The organism is Hydrogenophaga soli, assembly GCF_054777695.1.
In genome coordinates this window covers 132,546-151,278 of record NZ_BAAHAK010000005.1, presented here as the reverse complement: position 1 = coordinate 151,278, position 18,733 = coordinate 132,546, and the positions used below count along the sequence as shown (strand labels likewise).

Annotated in this window: 20 protein-coding genes and 1 tRNA gene; 17 read left to right on the top strand and 4 right to left on the bottom strand. The window is 55.8% G+C overall.

Going from position 1 to position 18,733, the window contains the following annotated elements:
• Positions 1 to 3: 3 nt before the first annotated feature.
• From ccoO to ACYVB7_RS10840, 5 genes are all read left to right on the top strand, one after another.
• On the top strand, positions 4 to 630 hold the full coding sequence (ccoO, locus tag ACYVB7_RS10860; protein WP_460507339.1) for a cbb3-type cytochrome c oxidase subunit II: 627 nt from the start codon (positions 4 to 6) through the stop codon (positions 628 to 630).
• A 19-nt stretch (positions 631 to 649) separates the two neighbouring features.
• Entirely contained in the window at positions 650 to 787 is a 138-nt protein-coding gene (locus tag ACYVB7_RS10855) for a cbb3-type cytochrome oxidase subunit 3 (RefSeq protein ID WP_460507337.1), read from the top strand.
• Positions 788 to 814: 27 nt separating this feature from the next.
• Positions 815 to 1,729: a cytochrome c family protein gene (gene ccoP, locus ACYVB7_RS10850; RefSeq protein ID WP_460507335.1), complete on the top strand. Its 915-nt coding sequence runs from the start codon at positions 815 to 817 to the stop codon at positions 1,727 to 1,729.
• Positions 1,730 to 1,933: 204 nt separating this feature from the next.
• Positions 1,934 to 2,167: a hypothetical protein gene (locus ACYVB7_RS10845; RefSeq protein WP_460507769.1), complete on the top strand. Its 234-nt coding sequence runs from the start codon at positions 1,934 to 1,936 to the stop codon at positions 2,165 to 2,167.
• Positions 2,168 to 2,198: 31 nt separating this feature from the next.
• Entirely contained in the window at positions 2,199 to 2,498 is a 300-nt protein-coding gene (locus ACYVB7_RS10840) for a hypothetical protein (RefSeq protein WP_460507333.1), read from the top strand.
• A 44-nt stretch (positions 2,499 to 2,542) separates the two neighbouring features.
• Here ACYVB7_RS10840 and fnr read toward each other — a convergent pair whose 3' ends face one another.
• Complete coding sequence (fnr, locus tag ACYVB7_RS10835; RefSeq protein WP_460507330.1) at positions 2,543 to 3,268, bottom strand: fumarate/nitrate reduction transcriptional regulator Fnr; 726 nt, start codon at positions 3,266 to 3,268, stop codon at positions 2,543 to 2,545.
• A 197-nt stretch (positions 3,269 to 3,465) separates the two neighbouring features.
• On the opposite strand from fnr, the gene hemN reads away from it, so the two are divergent.
• Entirely contained in the window at positions 3,466 to 4,845 is a 1,380-nt protein-coding gene (hemN, locus tag ACYVB7_RS10830; RefSeq protein ID WP_460507328.1) for an oxygen-independent coproporphyrinogen III oxidase, read from the top strand.
• Positions 4,846 to 4,893: 48 nt separating this feature from the next.
• Complete coding sequence (locus tag ACYVB7_RS10825) at positions 4,894 to 5,568, top strand: sulfite exporter TauE/SafE family protein (RefSeq protein ID WP_460507326.1); 675 nt, start codon at positions 4,894 to 4,896, stop codon at positions 5,566 to 5,568.
• Positions 5,569 to 5,575: 7 nt separating this feature from the next.
• Here the strand turns inward: ACYVB7_RS10825 and ACYVB7_RS10820 are convergent, their stop codons facing one another.
• Positions 5,576 to 6,508 (bottom strand): DMT family transporter, encoded by a 933-nt coding sequence (locus ACYVB7_RS10820; protein WP_460507324.1) that lies wholly within the window; start codon positions 6,506 to 6,508, stop codon positions 5,576 to 5,578.
• 248 nt (positions 6,509 to 6,756) lie between these two features.
• On the opposite strand from ACYVB7_RS10820, the gene aceA reads away from it, so the two are divergent.
• From aceA to ACYVB7_RS10770, 10 genes are all read left to right on the top strand, one after another.
• Complete coding sequence (aceA, locus tag ACYVB7_RS10815; protein ID WP_460507321.1) at positions 6,757 to 8,073, top strand: isocitrate lyase; 1,317 nt, start codon at positions 6,757 to 6,759, stop codon at positions 8,071 to 8,073.
• 313 nt (positions 8,074 to 8,386) lie between these two features.
• A complete protein-coding gene (gene thrS, locus ACYVB7_RS10810; RefSeq protein ID WP_460507319.1) occupies positions 8,387 to 10,294 on the top strand; it encodes a threonine--tRNA ligase in 1,908 nt (635 codons plus the stop codon).
• A 56-nt stretch (positions 10,295 to 10,350) separates the two neighbouring features.
• On the top strand, positions 10,351 to 10,953 hold the full coding sequence (infC, locus tag ACYVB7_RS10805; RefSeq protein ID WP_460507766.1) for a translation initiation factor IF-3: 603 nt from the start codon (positions 10,351 to 10,353) through the stop codon (positions 10,951 to 10,953).
• A 164-nt stretch (positions 10,954 to 11,117) separates the two neighbouring features.
• Positions 11,118 to 11,321: a 50S ribosomal protein L35 gene (gene rpmI, locus ACYVB7_RS10800; RefSeq protein WP_066151481.1), complete on the top strand. Its 204-nt coding sequence runs from the start codon at positions 11,118 to 11,120 to the stop codon at positions 11,319 to 11,321.
• A 25-nt stretch (positions 11,322 to 11,346) separates the two neighbouring features.
• The gene (rplT, locus tag ACYVB7_RS10795; protein WP_460507317.1) at positions 11,347 to 11,709 is read left to right on the top strand and encodes a 50S ribosomal protein L20; all 363 of its coding nucleotides are present in this window, start codon (positions 11,347 to 11,349) and stop codon (positions 11,707 to 11,709) included.
• Between the two features lie 97 nt (positions 11,710 to 11,806).
• Positions 11,807 to 12,859 carry a phenylalanine--tRNA ligase subunit alpha gene (gene pheS, locus ACYVB7_RS10790; protein WP_460507315.1) on the top strand — a complete coding sequence of 351 codons (1,053 nt, stop codon included), beginning with the start codon at positions 11,807 to 11,809 and terminating at the stop codon, positions 12,857 to 12,859.
• Between the two features lie 18 nt (positions 12,860 to 12,877).
• On the top strand, positions 12,878 to 15,298 hold the full coding sequence (pheT, locus tag ACYVB7_RS10785) for a phenylalanine--tRNA ligase subunit beta (protein WP_460507313.1): 2,421 nt from the start codon (positions 12,878 to 12,880) through the stop codon (positions 15,296 to 15,298).
• A gap of 20 nt (positions 15,299 to 15,318) precedes the next feature.
• Entirely contained in the window at positions 15,319 to 15,636 is a 318-nt protein-coding gene (locus tag ACYVB7_RS10780) for an integration host factor subunit alpha (RefSeq protein ID WP_460507310.1), read from the top strand.
• A gap of 53 nt (positions 15,637 to 15,689) precedes the next feature.
• Entirely contained in the window at positions 15,690 to 16,109 is a 420-nt protein-coding gene (locus ACYVB7_RS10775) for a MerR family transcriptional regulator (protein WP_460507307.1), read from the top strand.
• A gap of 44 nt (positions 16,110 to 16,153) precedes the next feature.
• A tRNA-Pro gene (locus tag ACYVB7_RS10770) sits at positions 16,154 to 16,230 on the top strand.
• 124 nt (positions 16,231 to 16,354) lie between these two features.
• On the opposite strand, the gene ACYVB7_RS10765 is transcribed toward ACYVB7_RS10770, so the two are convergent.
• Together ACYVB7_RS10765 and ACYVB7_RS10760 are read right to left on the bottom strand one after the other, a co-directional pair.
• Positions 16,355 to 17,614: an acyl-CoA dehydrogenase family protein gene (locus ACYVB7_RS10765; protein ID WP_460507305.1), complete on the bottom strand. Its 1,260-nt coding sequence runs from the start codon at positions 17,612 to 17,614 to the stop codon at positions 16,355 to 16,357.
• Between the two features lie 32 nt (positions 17,615 to 17,646).
• Positions 17,647 to 18,693, bottom strand: coding sequence for a phosphotransferase family protein (locus ACYVB7_RS10760; RefSeq protein ID WP_460507302.1), 1,047 nt, complete (start codon positions 18,691 to 18,693; stop codon positions 17,647 to 17,649).
• Between the last annotated feature and the right edge of the window lie 40 nt (positions 18,694 to 18,733).

Here is an 18,733-nt window from a genome sequence, read left to right as displayed (position 1 = left end):
AACATGGCTCAAAACCACGAAATCAAGGGTTTCACCCACGAGCGGATCGAAACCAGCAACTTTTTGATGATTCTCCTGATCGTTCTGGTCATTTCGGTGGGCGGTCTGGTGGAGATTGTTCCTCTGTTCTTCCAGAAGTCGACCACTCAGCCTGTTGAAGGTCTCAAGCCTTATTCAGCGCTGCAATTGGCTGGGCGTGATGTGTACATCCGTGAGGGCTGCTACAACTGCCACTCCCAGATGGTTCGTCCCTTCCAAGCTGAAACGCTTCGTTATGGGCACTACTCTCTGGCCGGTGAGTTCGTCTACGACCACCCGTTCCAGTGGGGCTCCAAGCGCACCGGTCCTGACCTGCACCGCGTGGGTGGCCGTTACAGCGACGAGTGGCATCGCATCCACCTGAACAATCCTCGCGATGTGGTGCCGGAGTCGAACATGCCAGCCTATCCGTGGCTGGGCAAGCGACAAGCCGATGCCGCTTCACTGCCCGCGAAGATGAAGACGCTGCGCAAGTTGGGGGTGCCTTACACCGACGAGGAAATCGCCAAAGCCACCGAAGAGGTGAAGGGCAAGACCGAACTCGAAGCCGTCATCGCTTACCTCCAGAACCTGGGTACGGCAGTCAAGTAACCAACTCGAAAGGTGCTCCATGGACATCAATGACATGCGCAGTGCGATGACCGTGGTCAGCTTGCTGACCTTCATCGGGATCGTGGCTTGGGCGTGGTCCAAGCGGAACAAGTCGAGTTTTGACGAGGCAGCTCAGCTGCCTTTCAACGAAGACTGATTCGCCAGAGCTATAGAAAGAAACATCATGAGCGACTTTGTAAGCAACTTCTGGTCGATGTATGTGGCCGTTGCCGTTATCGTCAGCATCTTGGCTTGCGCCGTGTTGCTGTGGATTTCGGGGACCACCAAGGTGGCCGCCACGGCCGACAACACCACCGGTCATGTGTGGGATGGTGATTTGCGCGAGATGAACAACCCCCTTCCCAAATGGTGGGTGTACCTGTTCGTCATCACGGTGGTCTTCGGGCTGGTCTACGGCGCGATGTACCCCATGTTTGGCTCTTTCAAGGGGCAACTGGGCTGGTCTTCTCAAGGGCAGCATGCTGCTGAAGTGAAGAAAGTCGCAGGGAACATCGCGCCTGTGTACGAAGACTTTGTCAAAAAAGACGTCGTGGCATTGGCTGCTGATCCCAAGGCCATGGCCGTGGGTGAGCGCCTGTTCATGAACTACTGTGCGCAGTGTCACGCTTCGGATGCACGCGGCAGCCAAACCCTGGCGGCGCCCAACCTGACCGACAATGATTGGCTGTATGGTGGCACCCCTGAGGCCGTCAAGGAAACGATCACAAACGGTCGCAATGGTGTGATGCCCCCTATGGCCGCCGCTGTGGGCGCCCCCGAGGACGTGGCCAACCTGACGCAGTATGTGTTGAGTCTGTCCAACAGCCCGCACGATCCTGTCAAGGCTGCTCTGGGCAAGGACAAGTTCGCGGCTTGTGCGGCTTGCCACGGCGCAGACGGCAAAGGCAACCAAGCTTTGGGTGCCCCCAACCTGACCGACAACATCTGGTTGCATGGCTGGGGAGCCGAGGTGGTGACCAAGGCCATCAACGAAGGCTGGAACAATGCCATGCCTTCACAAAGTCGGTTGCTGAACGAAGCTCAAATTCATGTGTTGGCCGCCTATGTGTTGAGCAAGTCGGCAAAAGGTGCCAACTGAGTTTGCACATGTCGGAGTTTTGAACAAAAAGGGGGCTTAGCCCCCTTTTTGTTTGTAGATGCCTGCATTGAGTCAAAATACCCTCGGTTGCGGGCTGTTTCCCCTGTATTTTTTTGGGTTGCCATGAGTTCTACATCTGCACAAGCTGCTTCAGGTTCCACGCCACTTCCCACAAGCACTTGGTGGCGAGAGCCCTACGTGTGGATGGTGATTGGTGGCCCTGCTGTCGTGGTTGTGGCGGCACTGGCCACCGCCTACATCGCCATGAGTGCCCCTGACCCAGTGATTGACAAAAATCAAATTCAGCGGGAAGCTCTCACCAAGGCAGGAACGGATGGCAAGGTTTCCGATGACGAGTTGGTGAAGTTGCAGCCAGCTCAGCAAGCCCGGAACCACGCAGCTTCTCCGGTCGTGCCCAAAGTGAAACCAAACAATTAAGCCGCCGTGGGGCGGCATGAAGGAGACGACGATGCTCGCCCAACGACTGATGTGGATTGCATGGCCTGCATTTTTGATGGCAGGGGTGCTGGAAATGGCAGTTTTTGCCTTTGTTGACCCCGGTGACTTGCATTGGGGCCAATCTGAGTTGGGCTGGTCAAGGTCGGCGGTCTACACAGTGAGTTTTTTTGTGTTTTGGACACTCACGTTTGTTTCAAGCAGTCTGACCACACTGCTGGCGCAGTCTCCATTTGAGGTGAATCGGTGCCCGGTGCCTGTGGATGACAGGCCCGACGCTTGCAGCAAGGGGCCGCGATGCGAGGGGGCATAAAGCCTCCGCGGAGACTCCTTACACAAGAAGGCTCACTCTGTGCGTCATCGACAGTTGCTGCTTGGGGGATTCACAATTTGGCGCAGGGCATTGGTGTTCTTGATGTGAACGTAGCGCTGCTTGACTTCAATGATGCCTTCTTCCACAAACTTGGAAAAGGTCCGACTCACGGTTTCAAGCTTCATGCCCAGATAGCTTCCAATTTCTTCCCGTGTCATTCGCAGCACCAGTTCAGACTGGGAGAATCCACGGGCATGCAAGCGCTGCACCAAGTTCAATAAAAAGGCTGCCAACCGCTCTTCAGCTCGCATGCTGCCCAGCAGAAGCATCACGCTGTGATCGCGCACAATCTCACGGCTCATGATCTTGTGAACATGGTGTTGAAGTGTGGTGAACTCGCGGGAAAGTTGCTCCACTTGGTCAAAGGGCATGACGCAAACCTCAGCGTCCTCCAGGGCAATGGCGTCACAGGAGTGGTGATCACTGACGATTCCATCCATTCCAATGATTTCTCCCGTCATTTGGAAGCCGGTGACTTGGTCGCGGCCATCCGCCGTGGTGATGCAGGTCTTGAAGAAACCAGACCTGACCGCGTACAAAGAAGTGAACTTGTCACCGGCATTGAACAGTGCGGTGCCTCGTTTGATTCGGCGGCGGGCCGAAATGACCGAGTCCAGCTTGTCGAGTTCTTCGGGGTTTAGCCCCATTGGCAGGCACAGTTCACGCAAATTACAGCTTGAACAGGCAACTTTGATTGTGTTTAGATCCATGGAGAGCCTTGATTCAGGTCAAGCGTACATCAAGTCACTGGGTGGCATCGTACCGTGAAACGGTGTCGCACAGTGTCATGACCGGACAAAACTGGCAGATAAGGTTTGCGTAAGGGTTGTCTTCGCTGCAGTGCATTGATGCACGTCAAGTGAGCTTGCTGTCACAGCTGGCACATTTGAGGCAGTTGGAGATACACGTGACTCATGTCATTTCTGAACAATTGTTGAAGCGCTTCGATGTGCCTGGTCCCAGGTACACGTCATACCCTACGGCAGATCGTTTTGTAGAGGCGTTCACTGAGACAGATTACATTCAGGCGCTTGAGCAGAGGCGGGCTGGGTCCATGGCGCTCCCTTTGTCGATCTATGTTCACATTCCTTTTTGCGAGTCGGTGTGCTACTACTGCGCTTGCAACAAGGTCATCACCAAGCACCATGACAAGGCAGCCGAGTACATTCGCTACCTGTCCCGCGAGGTTGACTTGCATGTGTCCCACTTCGGCAAAGGGCACAGCGTATCCCAGTTGCATCTCGGCGGAGGGACCCCCACGTTCTTGAGTGATGCAGAGCTGGCCGATCTGATGGCCATGTTGAGGCGCAGCTTTGGGTTTGTTCCGGGGGGGGAGTACTCCATTGAGGTGGACCCCCGTACGGTCACCGTGGAACGCTTGCGGCATTTGCATGCGCTAGGGTTCAATCGACTGAGTTTTGGCGTCCAGGACTTTGACCCGGCCGTGCAGAAAGCTGTTCACAGGGTTCAACCTGCCGAACAGGTGTTTGCTTTGGCTGAAGCTGCGCGGGACATTGGATTCGAATCACTGAACGTGGATTTGATCTATGGGCTGCCCATGCAGACCCCCGAGTCGTTTGCAAGGACCTTGGCCCAGGTCAACCAGTTGCGTCCGGATCGAATCGCACTGTATGCATACGCACATTTGCCGACTCGTTTCAAACCACAACGGCGCATCGTCTCGGCCGAATTGCCCAGTGCAGCTGACAAGCTGTCCATGCTGTCGGCATCGCTAGACGCTTTCTCCGAGAGTGGTTATGTCTATGTGGGGATGGATCACTTTGCCCTGCCGGATGACGCTCTTGCGGTTGCAAAGCGGCAGGGACGGTTGCATCGAAACTTTCAAGGTTACAGCACGCAGCCAGATTGTGATTTGATTGCCTTGGGGGTGTCGGCCATTGGGCGTATTGGTGCGACATACAGCCAGAATGCCAAAACTTTGGACGAGTACTACGATGCCCTGGATCAAGGGCGCTTGCCCATCGTGAGAGGTCTCGCGGTTTCTCGCGATGACCTGGTCAGGCGGTCCGTGATCATGGCCTTGATGTGTCAAGGTCGGGTTCAGTTTGAGTCCATTGAGTTGGGTCACCTGATTGACTTCAAGTCGTACTTTGCTCGAGAGTTGGAAAAACTGGCTGACTTGGCTTCGCATGGGTTGGTCAACGTGGATGACAGTGGCATCGAGGTGACTGCTTCTGGGTGGTACCTCGTTCGAGCCATTGCCATGACCTTTGATCGCTACATCCAAGTTGATCAAGACCGGGCTCGCTTTTCCAAGATCATCTGAACGTCCTCTCTCCCATCACGGGAGTCCCCCGTCCGGTACAGTCGCGCCATGCAGGCTTCCATGTTGATTTCAGCCTTGGCCATGGGATTGGTTGGGGGTCCCCATTGCGTGGCCATGTGTGGTGCAGCATGTGCGGGGATCTCTCGTTTGGCGGGGCCTCATTCGACTGCGTCCCTGCTGCTCTTTCAAATCAGCCGAACATTTGGCTATGCGTTCATGGGGGCAATGGCCGCCGGAACGGTGCAAGGGCTTGCATGGTTTGGCTCAAACACCGCGGTGCTGCGTCCGGTTTGGACGAGCTTGCATGTTGCCGCCTTTGTGCTCGGAGGGGTGCTGTTGTGGCTGGGGCGTCAGCCCGTGTGGATTGATGGTCTGGCTCAAACGGTTTGGCGCCATGTGAAGCCGACGCTCATGCAGTTGGGGCACCGTGCCCCCGTTGTGTTGGGATTTGGTTGGGCGTTGATGCCCTGCGGGCTGTTGTATTCGGCGTTGCTTGTCGCCTCTTTGTCTGCGGACGTGGTGGACGGGGCCGTGATCATGAGTGCATTCGCTTTGGGCACTTCGCTGTCGCTCACAGTGGGGCCTTGGTTGCTGTTGCGTCTCAGTGGCCGAGGCCGTTCTGGCGATTGGGGAATCCGGCTAGCGGGTTTGGCCTTGGTTGCCACCTCTGGTTGGGCCCTTTGGATGGGGATCACCCAGCCGTCGGGCCTGTGGTGCGCTTGATTGGGCGTCAGTGTTGCGCTGGTTTCGGCTTGTCGGTGGGGAGCGTGGAGATCGTGACGCCTGCCAGCGCAATGGAGAACGCCACGATTTGACCCATTGAGAGTTCTTCCCCGAGCGCCAGGACACCCGTCAGGGCTGAGCTGATGGGCAACATGACGGTGAAGATCCCTGCTTGGCTGGCGTCGACCGACTTCAATCCTGTCATCCAAAGCCAAACCGTCCACATGCTGGCGGCCAGACCGTAGAACGCAAGCAAGGTCCAGACACCAGGGGTCACTGACACAAAGGCAAACTCACGTGCTGCCCAGAGTCCAGCGGGCAAGACCATCAACAGTCCCCAGAGATTGATGATGGCTGAGATCCGCTTGGCACTCAGGCTTCCAGTCAGTTTCTTTCCGATCACCGCATAGGTGGCCTCGCAGACCACCGCACCGAGGATCAAAAGATTGCCCAACCATGTGGAATGCGCATCCAATGGACTGAGTTCGTCGGAGGGCTGGGGGTGTTTGGTGGCGGAATAGAGCGCCACGCCGACAGCGGCACAGGCAATGCCGGACCAACTCCTCCAGCTGATGCGCTCCTTCAGCCACAGCCAGCTCAATGCGGCGACCACTGCAGGAATGGCCGACATGATGATGCCTGCTGCAACGGCGGTGGTGTGACGCATGCCGAAGAGCATGCAAACCGAGAACAGAAAGTTGCCAAAAAACGCTTCAAGAAAGAGCAGCCATCGTGTGGATGAGGGCAGGGGACGTTCATGTGCAGGTTTTTTCATCCATGACGCCATCGCGATGGCGCCAATGCCGAAGCGAAGCAGTGCCAGCAAAAAAACCGGAAAGGTCGCCAAGAGCGGCTTTGAGAGCGCAACGTAGCTGCCAACCAGAGACATGCTGAGCGCCAGGGAGCCGTAGGCCACCCATTTTGAAGTGTCAGTGTTCATTTTTCATATCGGCGGATGTTTGCCACATAGTGAAATTTTGCAGAGGGCAAGTGGGTTCTCTTTATTTCTCTATACGATCTTGATTTTGCATTGAGAAAATAACGTGCCAAGTCTTTGATTTTTCTTTGATAAATCTTATGTCTTATATAAGATAGAAGATGCGGCAAGGTCTTCTATAAGACTTAAAGTAGAGCCCATGCAGCCACGCTGCTGTGAACGTCAATTTTCAACTTCAGGAGTGTTTGACCATGACCCAACTGACCCGCGAACAACAGATTGCTGCCCTCGAAAAAGACTGGGCTGAGAACCCCCGCTGGAAACTTGTGAAGCGCGGTTATACCGCTGCTGATGTGGTTCGCCTGCGTGGCAGCCTGCAACCTGAGTACACCTTGGCCAAGAACGGCGCAGAAAAGCTGTGGGCCAAAGTGAACGGCGGCGCCAAGAAGGGCTACGTCAATGCCTTCGGCGCCATCACCGCAGGCCAAGCCATGCAGCAGGCTAAGGCCGGTCTGGAGGCTGTGTACCTGTCCGGTTGGCAAGTCGCCGCTGACGGCAACACCTCGGAAACCATGTACCCCGACCAGTCGTTGTACGCGTACGACTCGGTGCCCACCATGGTTCGTCGCATCAACAACACCTTCAAGCGCGCCGACGAAATCCAATGGAGCCGTGGCATCAACCCCGGCGACGAAGGCTTTGTGGATTACTTCCTCCCCATCGTGGCTGATGCGGAAGCCGGTTTTGGCGGCGTGCTCAATGCCTTTGAATTGATGAAGAACATGATCGCAGCGGGTGCCGCAGGCGTTCACTTCGAAGATCAGCTGGCCGCCGTGAAGAAATGCGGTCACATGGGTGGCAAGGTGCTGGTTCCCACGCAAGAAGCCATCGAAAAGCTGATTGCTGCTCGTTTTGCTGCCGACGTGATGGGGGTGTCCACCATTGTGTTGGCTCGTACCGACGCAGAGGCAGCCAACTTGCTGACTTCTGATCATGATGCCAATGACAAACCGTTCCTGACGGGTGAGCGCACCCAGGAAGGGTTCTATCGCGTGAAGAATGGTCTGGAACAAGCCATCAGCCGCGGAGTGGCCTACGCTCCTTACGCCGACTTGGTGTGGTGTGAGACCGGTGTGCCCGACATCGGCTTTGCTCGTGAATTTGCCCAAGCCGTGCACGCTTCCTGTCCTGGCAAGCTGCTGTCCTACAACTGCTCACCTTCTTTCAACTGGAAGAAGAACCTGTCCGACAGCCAGATTGCTTCGTTCCAGGAGGAACTGTCGGCTCTGGGTTACAAGTATCAGTTCATCACGCTGGCTGGTATCCACATCAACTGGTTCAACACCTTCCAGTTTGCTCACGCATACGCTCGCGGCGAAGGCATGAAGCACTACACCAACATGGTGCAAGAGCCCGAGTTCGCTGCACGCGACAAGGGTTACACCTTTGTGTCTCACCAGCAAGAAGTGGGTGCTGGCTACTTCGACGACGTGACCACCGTGATCCAAGGCGGTTCCTCCAGCGTGAAGGCCCTGACCGGTTCCACAGAAGAAGAGCAATTCCACTGATCTGAATCCCCTTCCATCTGTGAGGGGGAGGAGACCTGAAAGCCACCCTTTGCGGTGGCTTTTGGTGTTTTTGGCGGTTTACGCTTTGTTTGATTGAATTCGCTGCTATGTATTTTGATGACTCGCGTGGCGCGGTGCGACTTTGTGGGACAATCTGCGCATAGAACTTTGTAAGAGCGAGAAAGGCAATCTGGTTATGACACCGCGAACTACCCTGGAGATTGGCACTGCCCGGTAAGGGTTGCAGTTCGCGCCTGCTCGTTCTTCCAATCAGCGCGGCCCAGAGCCGCGTTTTTGTTTTCTGGAGTTTTCTGTGTTGAACATCACGCTTCCCGATGGCTCGCAACGCCAGTTTCCTGAGGCTGTCACCGTGGCCGAGGTTGCCGCATCCATTGGTGCTGGTTTGGCCAAGGCTGCACTCGGAGGGCGAGTGAATGGCAAGTTGGTGGATGCCTCGTTTCGCATCGACCAAGACGCCAGTTTGGCCATTGTCACGGCCAAGGATTCAGACGGCCTGGAGTTGATTCGGCACTCCACGGCGCACCTGTTGGCCTACGCAGTCAAGGATCTGTTTCCCGATGCTCAGGTGACCATTGGTCCGGTCATTGAGCATGGCTTTTATTATGACTTTTCATATAAACGCCCGTTCACGCCAGACGATCTGGTTGCCATTGAGAAGCGCATGGTGGAGTTGGTCAACAAAGACGAGGCGGTTGTTCGTCGAGTACTGCCTCGCGATGAGGCGGTGGCGTATTTCAAAGGCTTGGGGGAGCACTACAAGGCTGAGATCATTGCCAGCATTCCTTCTGGTGAGGATGTCAGTCTGTACCGGGAGGGGGCGTTCGAGGATTTGTGCCGTGGACCCCACGTGCCCAGCACAGGCAAGCTGAAGCATTTCAAGCTGATGAAGGTGGCCGGTGCCTATTGGCGTGGGGATCACCGCAATGAGATGCTGCAGCGAATCTACGGTACAGCCTGGGCTACCAAGGATGATTTGCAGCAGTATCTGACGATGCTTGAAGAGGCTGAAAAGCGTGACCACAGAAAGTTGGGGCGCGAGCTGGATCTCTTCCATCTGGATGAGCACTCACCCGGAACGGTGTTCTGGCATCCCAAGGGATGGACTGTGTGGCAAGAGGTCGAGCAGTACATGCGCCGGGTGTACCGTGAGAATGGCTACATGGAGGTGAAGGGGCCTCAAATCCTGGACAAGGCGCTTTGGGAAAAGACGGGTCACTGGGACAAGTACCGTGAGAACATGTTCACGACCGAGTCAGAAAAGCGGGATTACGCGCTCAAGCCGATGAACTGTCCGGGGCACATCCTCATTTTCAAGCAGGGCATCAAGAGCTATCGCGATTTGCCGCTGCGTTACGGAGAGTTTGGCCAGTGCCACCGCAATGAGCCCACAGGTGGGTTGCATGGCATCATGCGGGTGCGTGGTTTCACCCAGGATGACGGGCATATTTTTTGTACCGAAGACCAGATTCAGTCTGAGGTGAAGGCCTTCACGTCGTTGCTTCAAAAGGTGTACCGGGATTTCGGCTTCACCAACATCATCTACAAGCTTTCAACCCGGCCTGAAAAGCGAATCGGATCAGAGGAAAGCTGGGATCGTGCCGAAGCTGCTCTGGCTGAGGGGCTGCGGGCGTCTGGTTGTGAGTTCGAGTACCTCCCGGGTGAGGGGGCCTTCTATGGCCCCAAAATCGAGTACACGCTCAAGGATGCGTTGGGTCGCCCCTGGCAGTGTGGCACCATTCAGGTGGACCCCAACTTGCCGGAGCGGCTTGATGCCGAGTTCGTGGGTGAAGATGGCGTAAGGCATCGACCGGTGATGCTGCACCGGGCCATTGTCGGCAGTTTGGAGCGTTTCATCGGCATTTTGATTGAGCAGCATGCGGGTGCGTTGCCTGTGTGGTTGGCTCCAGTGCAGGTGTCGGCGCTGAATATCACGGATGCGCAGTCGGACTACGTCCAAGATGTGGTCAAAACGCTGCGAAATCAAGGTGTTAGGGTGGCGGCTGATCTGCGCAACGAGAAGATCACGTATAAAATACGGGAGCATTCGTTGCAGAAGGTGCCTTTCATCTTGGTCGCAGGCGACAAAGAAAAGGCAACTGGGACTGTCGCCGTTCGCGCCCGTGGCAACAAAGACCTGGGGGTTATGCCTCTGCAGGATTTTGTGCGGTTGGTTGTCGAACACATTCAGGATAAGGCCTGAAGCCATCCAGCGGTTCCGCACGAGTTTTCATCAGTTGACCAGAAGCGAGTACCACCATAGCTACCAATTTTCGTGACCGCCGACAGCGGGAAGAGCGACAACACCGCCTGAACCGTGAAATCATGGCTCCCGAGGTTCGTCTCTCAGGTCCAGAGAACGAGCCTCTGGGCATCGTGAGTCTGCAAGAAGCCTTGCGGATGGCGGGTGATCTGGATGTTGATTTGGTGGAAATCGCGGCCACGGCCAATCCGCCGGTGTGTCGGCTGATGGACTACGGCAAGTTCAAGTACCAAGAGCAGAAGAAGGCTGCAGAAGCCAAGGCCAAGCAGACGGTCATCGAGATCAAGGAAATCAAATTTCGCCCTGGTACCGATGACGGTGACTACAACATCAAGATGCGCAACATCCGCCGTTTTCTGGCGGATGGTGACAAGTGCAAGATCACCTTGCGGTTTCGTGGCCGTGAAATCACCCACCAGGAGTTGGGCTTGGCTTTGCTGCAGAGGATTCGTGATGACTTGGGCGACACCATTCTGGTAGAGCAATTCCCCAAGCTTGAAGGTCGGCAGATGATCATGATGATTGCCCCGGGGCGCAAGAAGCCGGGTGCTGTCGCTGCAAAAACGACGGATGTGCCGGTGGCGGCAACCGTGGCGTGATCAGAATTTGGAGTGGGGCAGGTCACCCGCTCCGAATGGTCAGGGGGTATGTTGCCCTGACCAAGGCAGCCCGCAATGTCGGGTTGTCAATCAGTGGCTCGGGGCCAGCAAGTCCGCGTCAGGTTCGCGGCGCCTCACGAGCACAACGTTAAAAGGAGCATTCAATGCCCAAAATGAAGACCAAGAGCAGCGCGAAGAAACGCTTTCGCGTTCGTCCCGGTGGCACCGTTAAACGCGGCCAAGCCTTCAAACGTCACATTCTGACCAAGAAGACCACCAAGAACAAACGCCACCTGCGTGGTGCGGTGACTGTCCACGAGACCAACATGGGTCACATGGCACAGATGCTGCCCGGCATGGGCATTTGATCAACTGACGAACAAGGAGTAATACATGCCTCGCGTCAAACGTGGTGTGACGGCCCGTGCCCGTCATAAGAAAGTTCTCGCTCTGGCCAAGGGTTTCCGTGGTCGTCGTGGTAACGTTTTCCGCATCGCCAAGCAGGCGGTGATGAAGGCGGGCCAGTACGCTTACCGTGACCGTCGTGCCAAGAAGCGTGTGTTCCGTCAGCTGTGGATCGCCCGTATCAACGCCGGTGCTCGTGAGCTGGGCCTGACCTACAGTCAGTTTGCCAATGGTCTGAAGAAGGCTGCCATTGAAATCGATCGCAAGGTGCTTGCTGACCTCGCGGTGAATGACAAGGCTGCTTTTGCCAGCATCGTGGCTCAGGTGAAGGCCAAGTTGGCTGCAGCCTGATATTTCGCGTCTGCGGCTTCTTTGCCGCAGTTCACGCGCCTTGAACAAGGGCCAGGGCTGAACATGCACTGGCCCTTTTTCTTTGATGAGTGATCACATGAACGAGTTGGATACCGTTGTCCAAAATGCGCGGGCTCTCTTTGCCCATGCGCAGACCCCAGCAGATCTCGAAAACGCCAAGGCTCAGTTTCTGGGCAAGGTGGGTCAGATCACGGAATGGATGAAGGGCTTGGCATCCTTGCCGGTGGATGAGAAGAAGGCACGTGGCGCGCTCATCAATCAAGCCAAGCTGCAGATTGAACATGCGCTGACTGAGCGTCGCCAGGCTTTGGCTGATGCGGAACTGGAGCGGCAACTCAAGGCGGAGGCCTTGGATGTGACGCTGCCTGGCCGGCAGGCATGCAGCGGGGGGCTGCATCCTGTGACCTTGACCTTGGAGAGAATCGAATCGATTTTTGGGTCCATGGGGTTTGATGTGGCACAGGGTCCCGAAATTGAAACCGACTGGTTCAATTTCACGGCGCTTAATACTCCGGAAGACCACCCTGCTCGGTCCATGCATGACACGTTTTACGTGGAAGGTGGAACTGAAAGCCAGCCGCTGCTGCTGCGGACGCACACCAGTCCCATGCAAGTTCGATACGCTGTTCAGCATGTGAAGAGACACCGTGCCCGCCTGGATGCAGGGCAAGGCATGCCCGAGATTCGGGTGATCGCACCAGGCAGAACTTATCGGGTGGACAGCGATGCAACCCATTCGCCCATGTTTCATCAGTGCGAAGGTCTATGGATCGGTGAAGCAGTGAGCTTCAAGGATCTGAAGGTCATTTTCACAGACTTTTATCGCACGTTCTTCGAAACGGATGATTTGGTGTTGCGGTTCCGTCCCAGTTTTTTCCCTTTCACTGAGCCCAGTGCAGAAGTGGACATCCAGTTCCAGACGGGTCCATTGGCAGGGCGTTGGCTTGAGGTGGCAGGATCGGGTCAAGTTCACCCCAACGTGGTGCGCAACATGGGCTTGGATCCCGAGCAATTCATTGGTTTTGCGTTCGGGATGGGCACGGATCGACTCACGATGCTTCGGTATGGCGTGAGTGATCTGCGTTTGTTTTTCGATGGCGATGTACGCTTCTTGCGGCAATTCCAGTAAACCAATTTCAGTCTGATCATGCAATTTCCCGAGTCTTGGTTGCGAACCTTCTGCAACCCGCCCTTGTCGACACAGCAACTGGCCGACACGCTGACCATGGCGGGTTTGGAGGTTGAAGAGCTTGTCCCCGCCGCGCCGTCGTTCACCGGCATCGTCGTTGGTGAAATCCTGTCTGCCGAGCAGCATCCCAATGCCGATCGTTTGCGGGTGTGCCGCGTCAACGTGGGCGCAATCGAGCCATTGCAGATCGTCTGTGGGGCACCGAATGCCCGCGCGGGAATCCGCGTCCCTTGTGCGCTGGTGGGTGCAGAACTTCCTTCCGGTGCCGATGGGCAACCGTTTCGAATCAAGTTGGGCAAGTTGCGCGGTGTCGACAGCCACGGCATGCTCTGTTCTGCCTCCGAGCTGGGCTTGTCTGAGGACCAAGGGGGTCTGTTGGAGTTGGCGACAGATGCCGTCATCGGACAGGACATTCGCCAGCATCTGATGTTGGATGACGTGCTGTTTACCTTGAAACTGACGCCTAACTTGGCTCATTGCCTGAGTGTGTTTGGTGTCGCGCGCGAGTTGTCAGCGCTGACCGGGGCACCCTTGAACAGCCTTGAGTTCACCACGGTGCCTCCGTTGCATGACCAGCGTTTGGACGTGTCAGTCAAGGCGCCTGATTTGTGCGGGCGCTTTTCCGGGCGCGTGATCAGGGGCATCAATCCCAAGGCGGCAACACCTGCGTGGATGGTGCAGCGCTTGGCACGCTGTGGCCAGCGCAGTGTGAGTGCGCTTGTGGACATTTCCAATTACGTGATGTTTGAGCTGGGGCGTCCCACTCACATTTTTGATCTTGATCGCATCCAGGGTGGCTTGGAGGTCCGGTGGGCTCGAGAGGGTGAGTCGCTCAAGCTTCTGAACGGTAACACGGTGCAGCTGGATGAACATGTTGGTGTGATCGCTGACGCGCAGCAAGTCGAGTCGCTTGCAGGCATCATGGGGGGCGACTCCACTGCTGTTTCGGACGACACACGGAATGTGTATGTCGAAGCTGCTTTCTGGTGGCCCAAGGCGATCGTTGGCCGTTCGCGACGATTCAACTTTTCAACCGATGCAGGCCATCGCTTTGAGCGCGGAGTGGATCCACAAGGCACTGTGGAGCACATTGAGCGGATCACCCAGCTCATTTTGGACATCTGCGGTGGTGAGCCTGGTCCCGTGGACGACCAGCAGCCGTGCATGCCTGAGCGCAAGGCAGTGACACTGCGTGTGGACAGGGCTTGCAAGGTGATTGGCATGTCGCTGTCGCAAAGTGTCTGTGCAGCCGCTTTGCGTGGCTTGGGATTGGACGTGACCGAAGGTGCAGGTGTGTTGACTGTTCAGCCGCCTTCTTACCGTTTTGACCTCCAGATTGAAGAGGATTTGATCGAAGAGGTGGCGCGTGTGGTTGGGTATGACAACCTGCCCACGACTGCCCCGAAGGCTCCGATCTCGGCTCGGATGCAGAAAGAATGCCGTCGCTCGCCGCACACCATTCGGCGCACACTGGCGGACCTGGGTTATCAGGAAACCATCAACTTCAGTTTTGTCGACGAGCGTTGGGAAACTGAGTTGCATGGCAACGCTTCACCCATTCGGCTCCTGAATCCGATTGCAAGCCAAATGAGCGTCATGCGCTCGTCTCTTCTGGGGTCTTTGCTACAGGTTGCGAAGTTCAATCTGGACCGGAAAGCCGATCGCGTGTGTGTGTTTGAGGTTGGACGGGTTTTCTCGAAGGACGCATCGATTGTTGACTCTGACACCACGGTTGCAGGATTCAGTCAACCCATGAACGTGGCTGGCTTGGTTTATGGCACTGCTCAAGCCTTGAACTGGGAGGGAGATCGGCGTTTGCACGACTTCTTCGATGTGAAAGGGCACGTTGAGAAATTGTTTTCTCCTGTTCCGGTTGACTTTGCGGCGGCGGTTCACCCGACGTTTCATCCGGGTCGATGTGCCAAGGTCATTCGCGATGGGGTGGTTGTCGGACATGTTGGGGAGCTTCATCCGAAGTGGCGCCAGTCATTGGGCTTTCCACAGGCCCCCATTCTGTTTGAGTTGAACTTGGATGCTGTCATCGAGCGTCCGGTGGCGGTGTTCCACCCGTACAGCAAATTCCAGGCGGTTGAGAGAGATGTCGCGGTGTGGGTTTCTGAGTCGGTCACGCACGATCAACTGATGGCAGCTGTGTATTCCGCGCCTCTGCAAGGTCTGCTGCAGTCCGCAACCTTGTTCGACATCTATCGCCCTAAGGTGGAGGCATTGTCGTCAATCCAGTCCTCCGATAAGAGCATGGCTTTGCGGTTGGTGTTCAATCGTGAAGATAGCGGGTTGACCGATGTCGAAATTGACGCAGCAATGACCCAGTTGATTGCCCACTTGGGGCAGCAGGTCGATGCTCGCATTCGAGCCTGATGCTGGACAGGGGAGCCCTGATGGACTTTTCAATCGAAAGCCTTGAAACCCCCGCGTTGACCAAAGCGCAGCTGGCTGAGTTGCTGTTCGAGCACATTGGGCTGAACAAGCGGGAGTCCAAGGACATGGTGGATGCATTCTTTGACCTGATTGCCAAGAGCTTGGTTGAGGGGGAGGACGTCAAAATCTCTGGTTTCGGGAATTTCCAAGTCAGGGTGAAGGCTTCAAGGCCCGGCCGCAACCCTCGAACAGGGGCTCCTGTGGCGATTGAGGCTCGGCGTGTCGTCACCTTCCATGGCAGTCCAAAACTCAAGGAGTTTGTGCAGGGTGACCACTGATTGCATGTCATGTAGACCGTTGCAGACTCCTCTGTTGTGAAGAGCGAGCTTCGATGACCTCCAACGAACTACCTCCCATTCCTGCCAAGCGCTACTTCACCATTGGTGAGGTTGGCGAATTGTGTGGTGTCAAGCCGCATGTGTTGCGCTATTGGGAGCAGGAGTTCAGCCAGCTGAGACCCATGAAGCGGCGCGGCAACCGCCGGTATTACCAGCACCATGAGGTGTTGATGGTGCGCCGGATTCGAGAACTGCTGTACGAGCAGGGTTTCACCATCAGTGGCGCGCGCAATCAGCTCCAAGAATGGGCTACTCCCGTGCATGAGGAGGTGGAATCACATGGGGTTAGAGGAGGCGGCTCTTCCTCTACGGATGTGTGCGGGAGGGGGGCTGAGTCAAGTTCTGCATCGGCCAGCACCAGTCTTCAAGGCTTGGTGGATGAGTTGCAAAGAATTCGAGACTTGTTGGCCTGAAAGTTGAAAAGATGGAAAAAACATGGCTATAATATGAGGCTTGACGGCGTGTAGCGCAGCCTGGTAGCGCACTTGCATGGGGTGCAAGGGGTCGCGAGTTCGAATCCCGCCACGCCGACCATAGAAATCAAGGGCTTAGCTTCGAAAGAAGCTAAGCCCTTTTGATTTGTGTGTCCCAAATCACGCTGGTATTGCCCAACGAGATGAGTTGGGCGGGAGTCGGAAGAGGGCCAACTCCTGTTACATCAGCAGCCCCGGGTAATAGGCATCTGAACCTCTTTGGGATTCACCAGGTACTTGGCGAGCTCAAGTTTGGCAATGGCGTTTCTATGGACTTCGTCAGGACCGTCTGCCAGGCGCAGTGTTCGTTGATTGGCATATGCATAAGCGAGCGGGAAGTCGTCGCTCACCCCCCCTCCGCCGTGGGCCTGGATTGCCCAATCGATCACCTTTCCTGCCATGGACGGGGCGACCACTTTGATCATTGCAATTTCAGTTCGTGCAACCTTGTTGCCCACGGTGTCCATCATGTAGGCGGCTTTCAGTGTGAGCAGGCGCGCTTGATCGATCAGACACCGAGACTCGGCAATGCGCTCGTGCCAGACGGACTGTGCCGCAATGGGTTTTCCAAAGGCTACCCTTGTGTTGAGTCGTTTGCACATGAGCTCCAATGCACGCTCTGCTGCACCGATGGATCGCATGCAATGGTGGATTCGGCCTGGACCCAGTCGGCCTTGAGCGATTTCGAATCCTCTGCCTTCTCCCAGTAGCAGGTTGCTCACCGGCACGCGGACGTTTTTCAGCAGGACTTCCATGTGTCCGTGAGGGGCGTCGTCGTAGCCAAACACGTTCAGGGGGCGAACCACCTCCACCCCTGGGGCGCTGGAGGGGATCAGGATCATTGACTGTTGTTCGTGTCGACCTGCATCCGGATTGGTCTTGCCCATCAAGATGTACACAGCACAACGCGGATCTCCCGCACCAGAAGACCACCATTTGCGTCCGTTGATGACGTATTCATCGCCTTCGCGCTCAATGCGGCATTGAACATTGGTTGCATCGGAAGAGGCTACCTCTGGCTCGGTCATGAGGAATGCCGAACGAATCTCGCCTTTCAGCAAGGGTTCCAACCACGCGTCTTTTTGTGCGTCCGTACCGTAGCGCTCTAGGGTTTCCATGTTGCCCGTGTCAGGAGCGGAGCAATTGAAGACTTCCGCTGCAAACGGAACCTTTCCCATGATTTCACACAGCGGCGCATATTCCAGGTTCGACAGACCTTCTGGTGCTCGTTTGGATTGGGGAAGAAACAGATTCCACAAGCCTGCGGCTCGGGCTTTGGGCTTGAGCTCTTCAATCAATGTGGTCGGTATCCACGGGTTGCCGGTGGCCCGATTGGCGGCAATTTCAGCAAAGAAACGGCCTTCATTGGGGTAAACATGCTCATCCATGAACGCCAGCAACTTGGATTGCAGTTCTTTGACTTTTTGGGTGTAGTCGAAATTCATGATGTTCTCTTGCGGAGTGGAAATGAGGTGATTTAAGCGCCAAAGCGTTGGGCGTACTGCCAAGCCTTTTGAGCCAATGGGCGGGCTCCGGCGGCAGACTTCAATGCTTGTGCGCTGGAGGCCGTTCCCGCTTCGACTCGTTTGGCAATGCCCTGCAGAATGGCGGCGATGCGGAACATGTTGTAAGCGAGGTAGAAGTTCCAGTCGGCTTGCAGCGTGTGGGGTGTCACAAAACCGGTGGCATCGCAGTAGCGCTGGATGTATTCATCTTCCTGAGGAATTCCAAGTGCAGGAAGATCCAGTCCCAAAATGCCTCGAAAAGCACCTGGCTCAATGTGCCAAGACATGCAGTGATAGCTGAAGTCCGCCAAGGGGTGTCCAATGGTCGAAAGTTCCCAGTCCAACACCGCCATGGCCTTCGGTTGGTCTACCGCAAACATCAGGTTGTCCAATCGGTAGTCCCCATGCACGATTGAAATCAGGTCTTCATCGCGTGCGCTGGCTGGAATGTGTCTGGGAAGCCAATCGATCAACGCGTCCATCGCTTCTATGGGGTGGGTGATTGACGATTGGTATTGTTTGGTCCACCGACTGATTTGCCGTTCAAAATAGTTGCCGGGTTTTCCAAAGTCTGCCAAGCCCATTGACGCAGGGTCTAGTGTGTGCAACGCAGCCATTACCCGGTTCATCTCCAGGTAAATGGCACGTCGCTCCGTTTGAGGTAGCCCAGGAAGTCCTTGATCCCAAAGAACGCGCCCATTCAAGAATTCCATGACATAGAACGCACGACCGATGATAGATTCATCTTCACAAAGGGCATAAGGTTGTGCGACCGGGACAGTCGATCCATGCAGCGCTTGAAGGATTCGGAACTCTCTCTCAATTGCATGTGCAGAGGGCAGTAGCTTGGATGCTGGGCCCGGCTTTGACCTCATGACATAGCACTGACTCGGGGTGATGAGTTTGAAGGTTGGATTGGATTGCCCTCCTGCAAAAGACTCAATTTTCAGTGGGCCCTGAAATGAGGGCACATGTTTCTGAAGCCACTTTTCGAGGTGGATGGAGTCAAAGGTTTTCACGTTGGCAAGTTCTCGAAAGGGGGTGTTGAGCAGTCGTCAT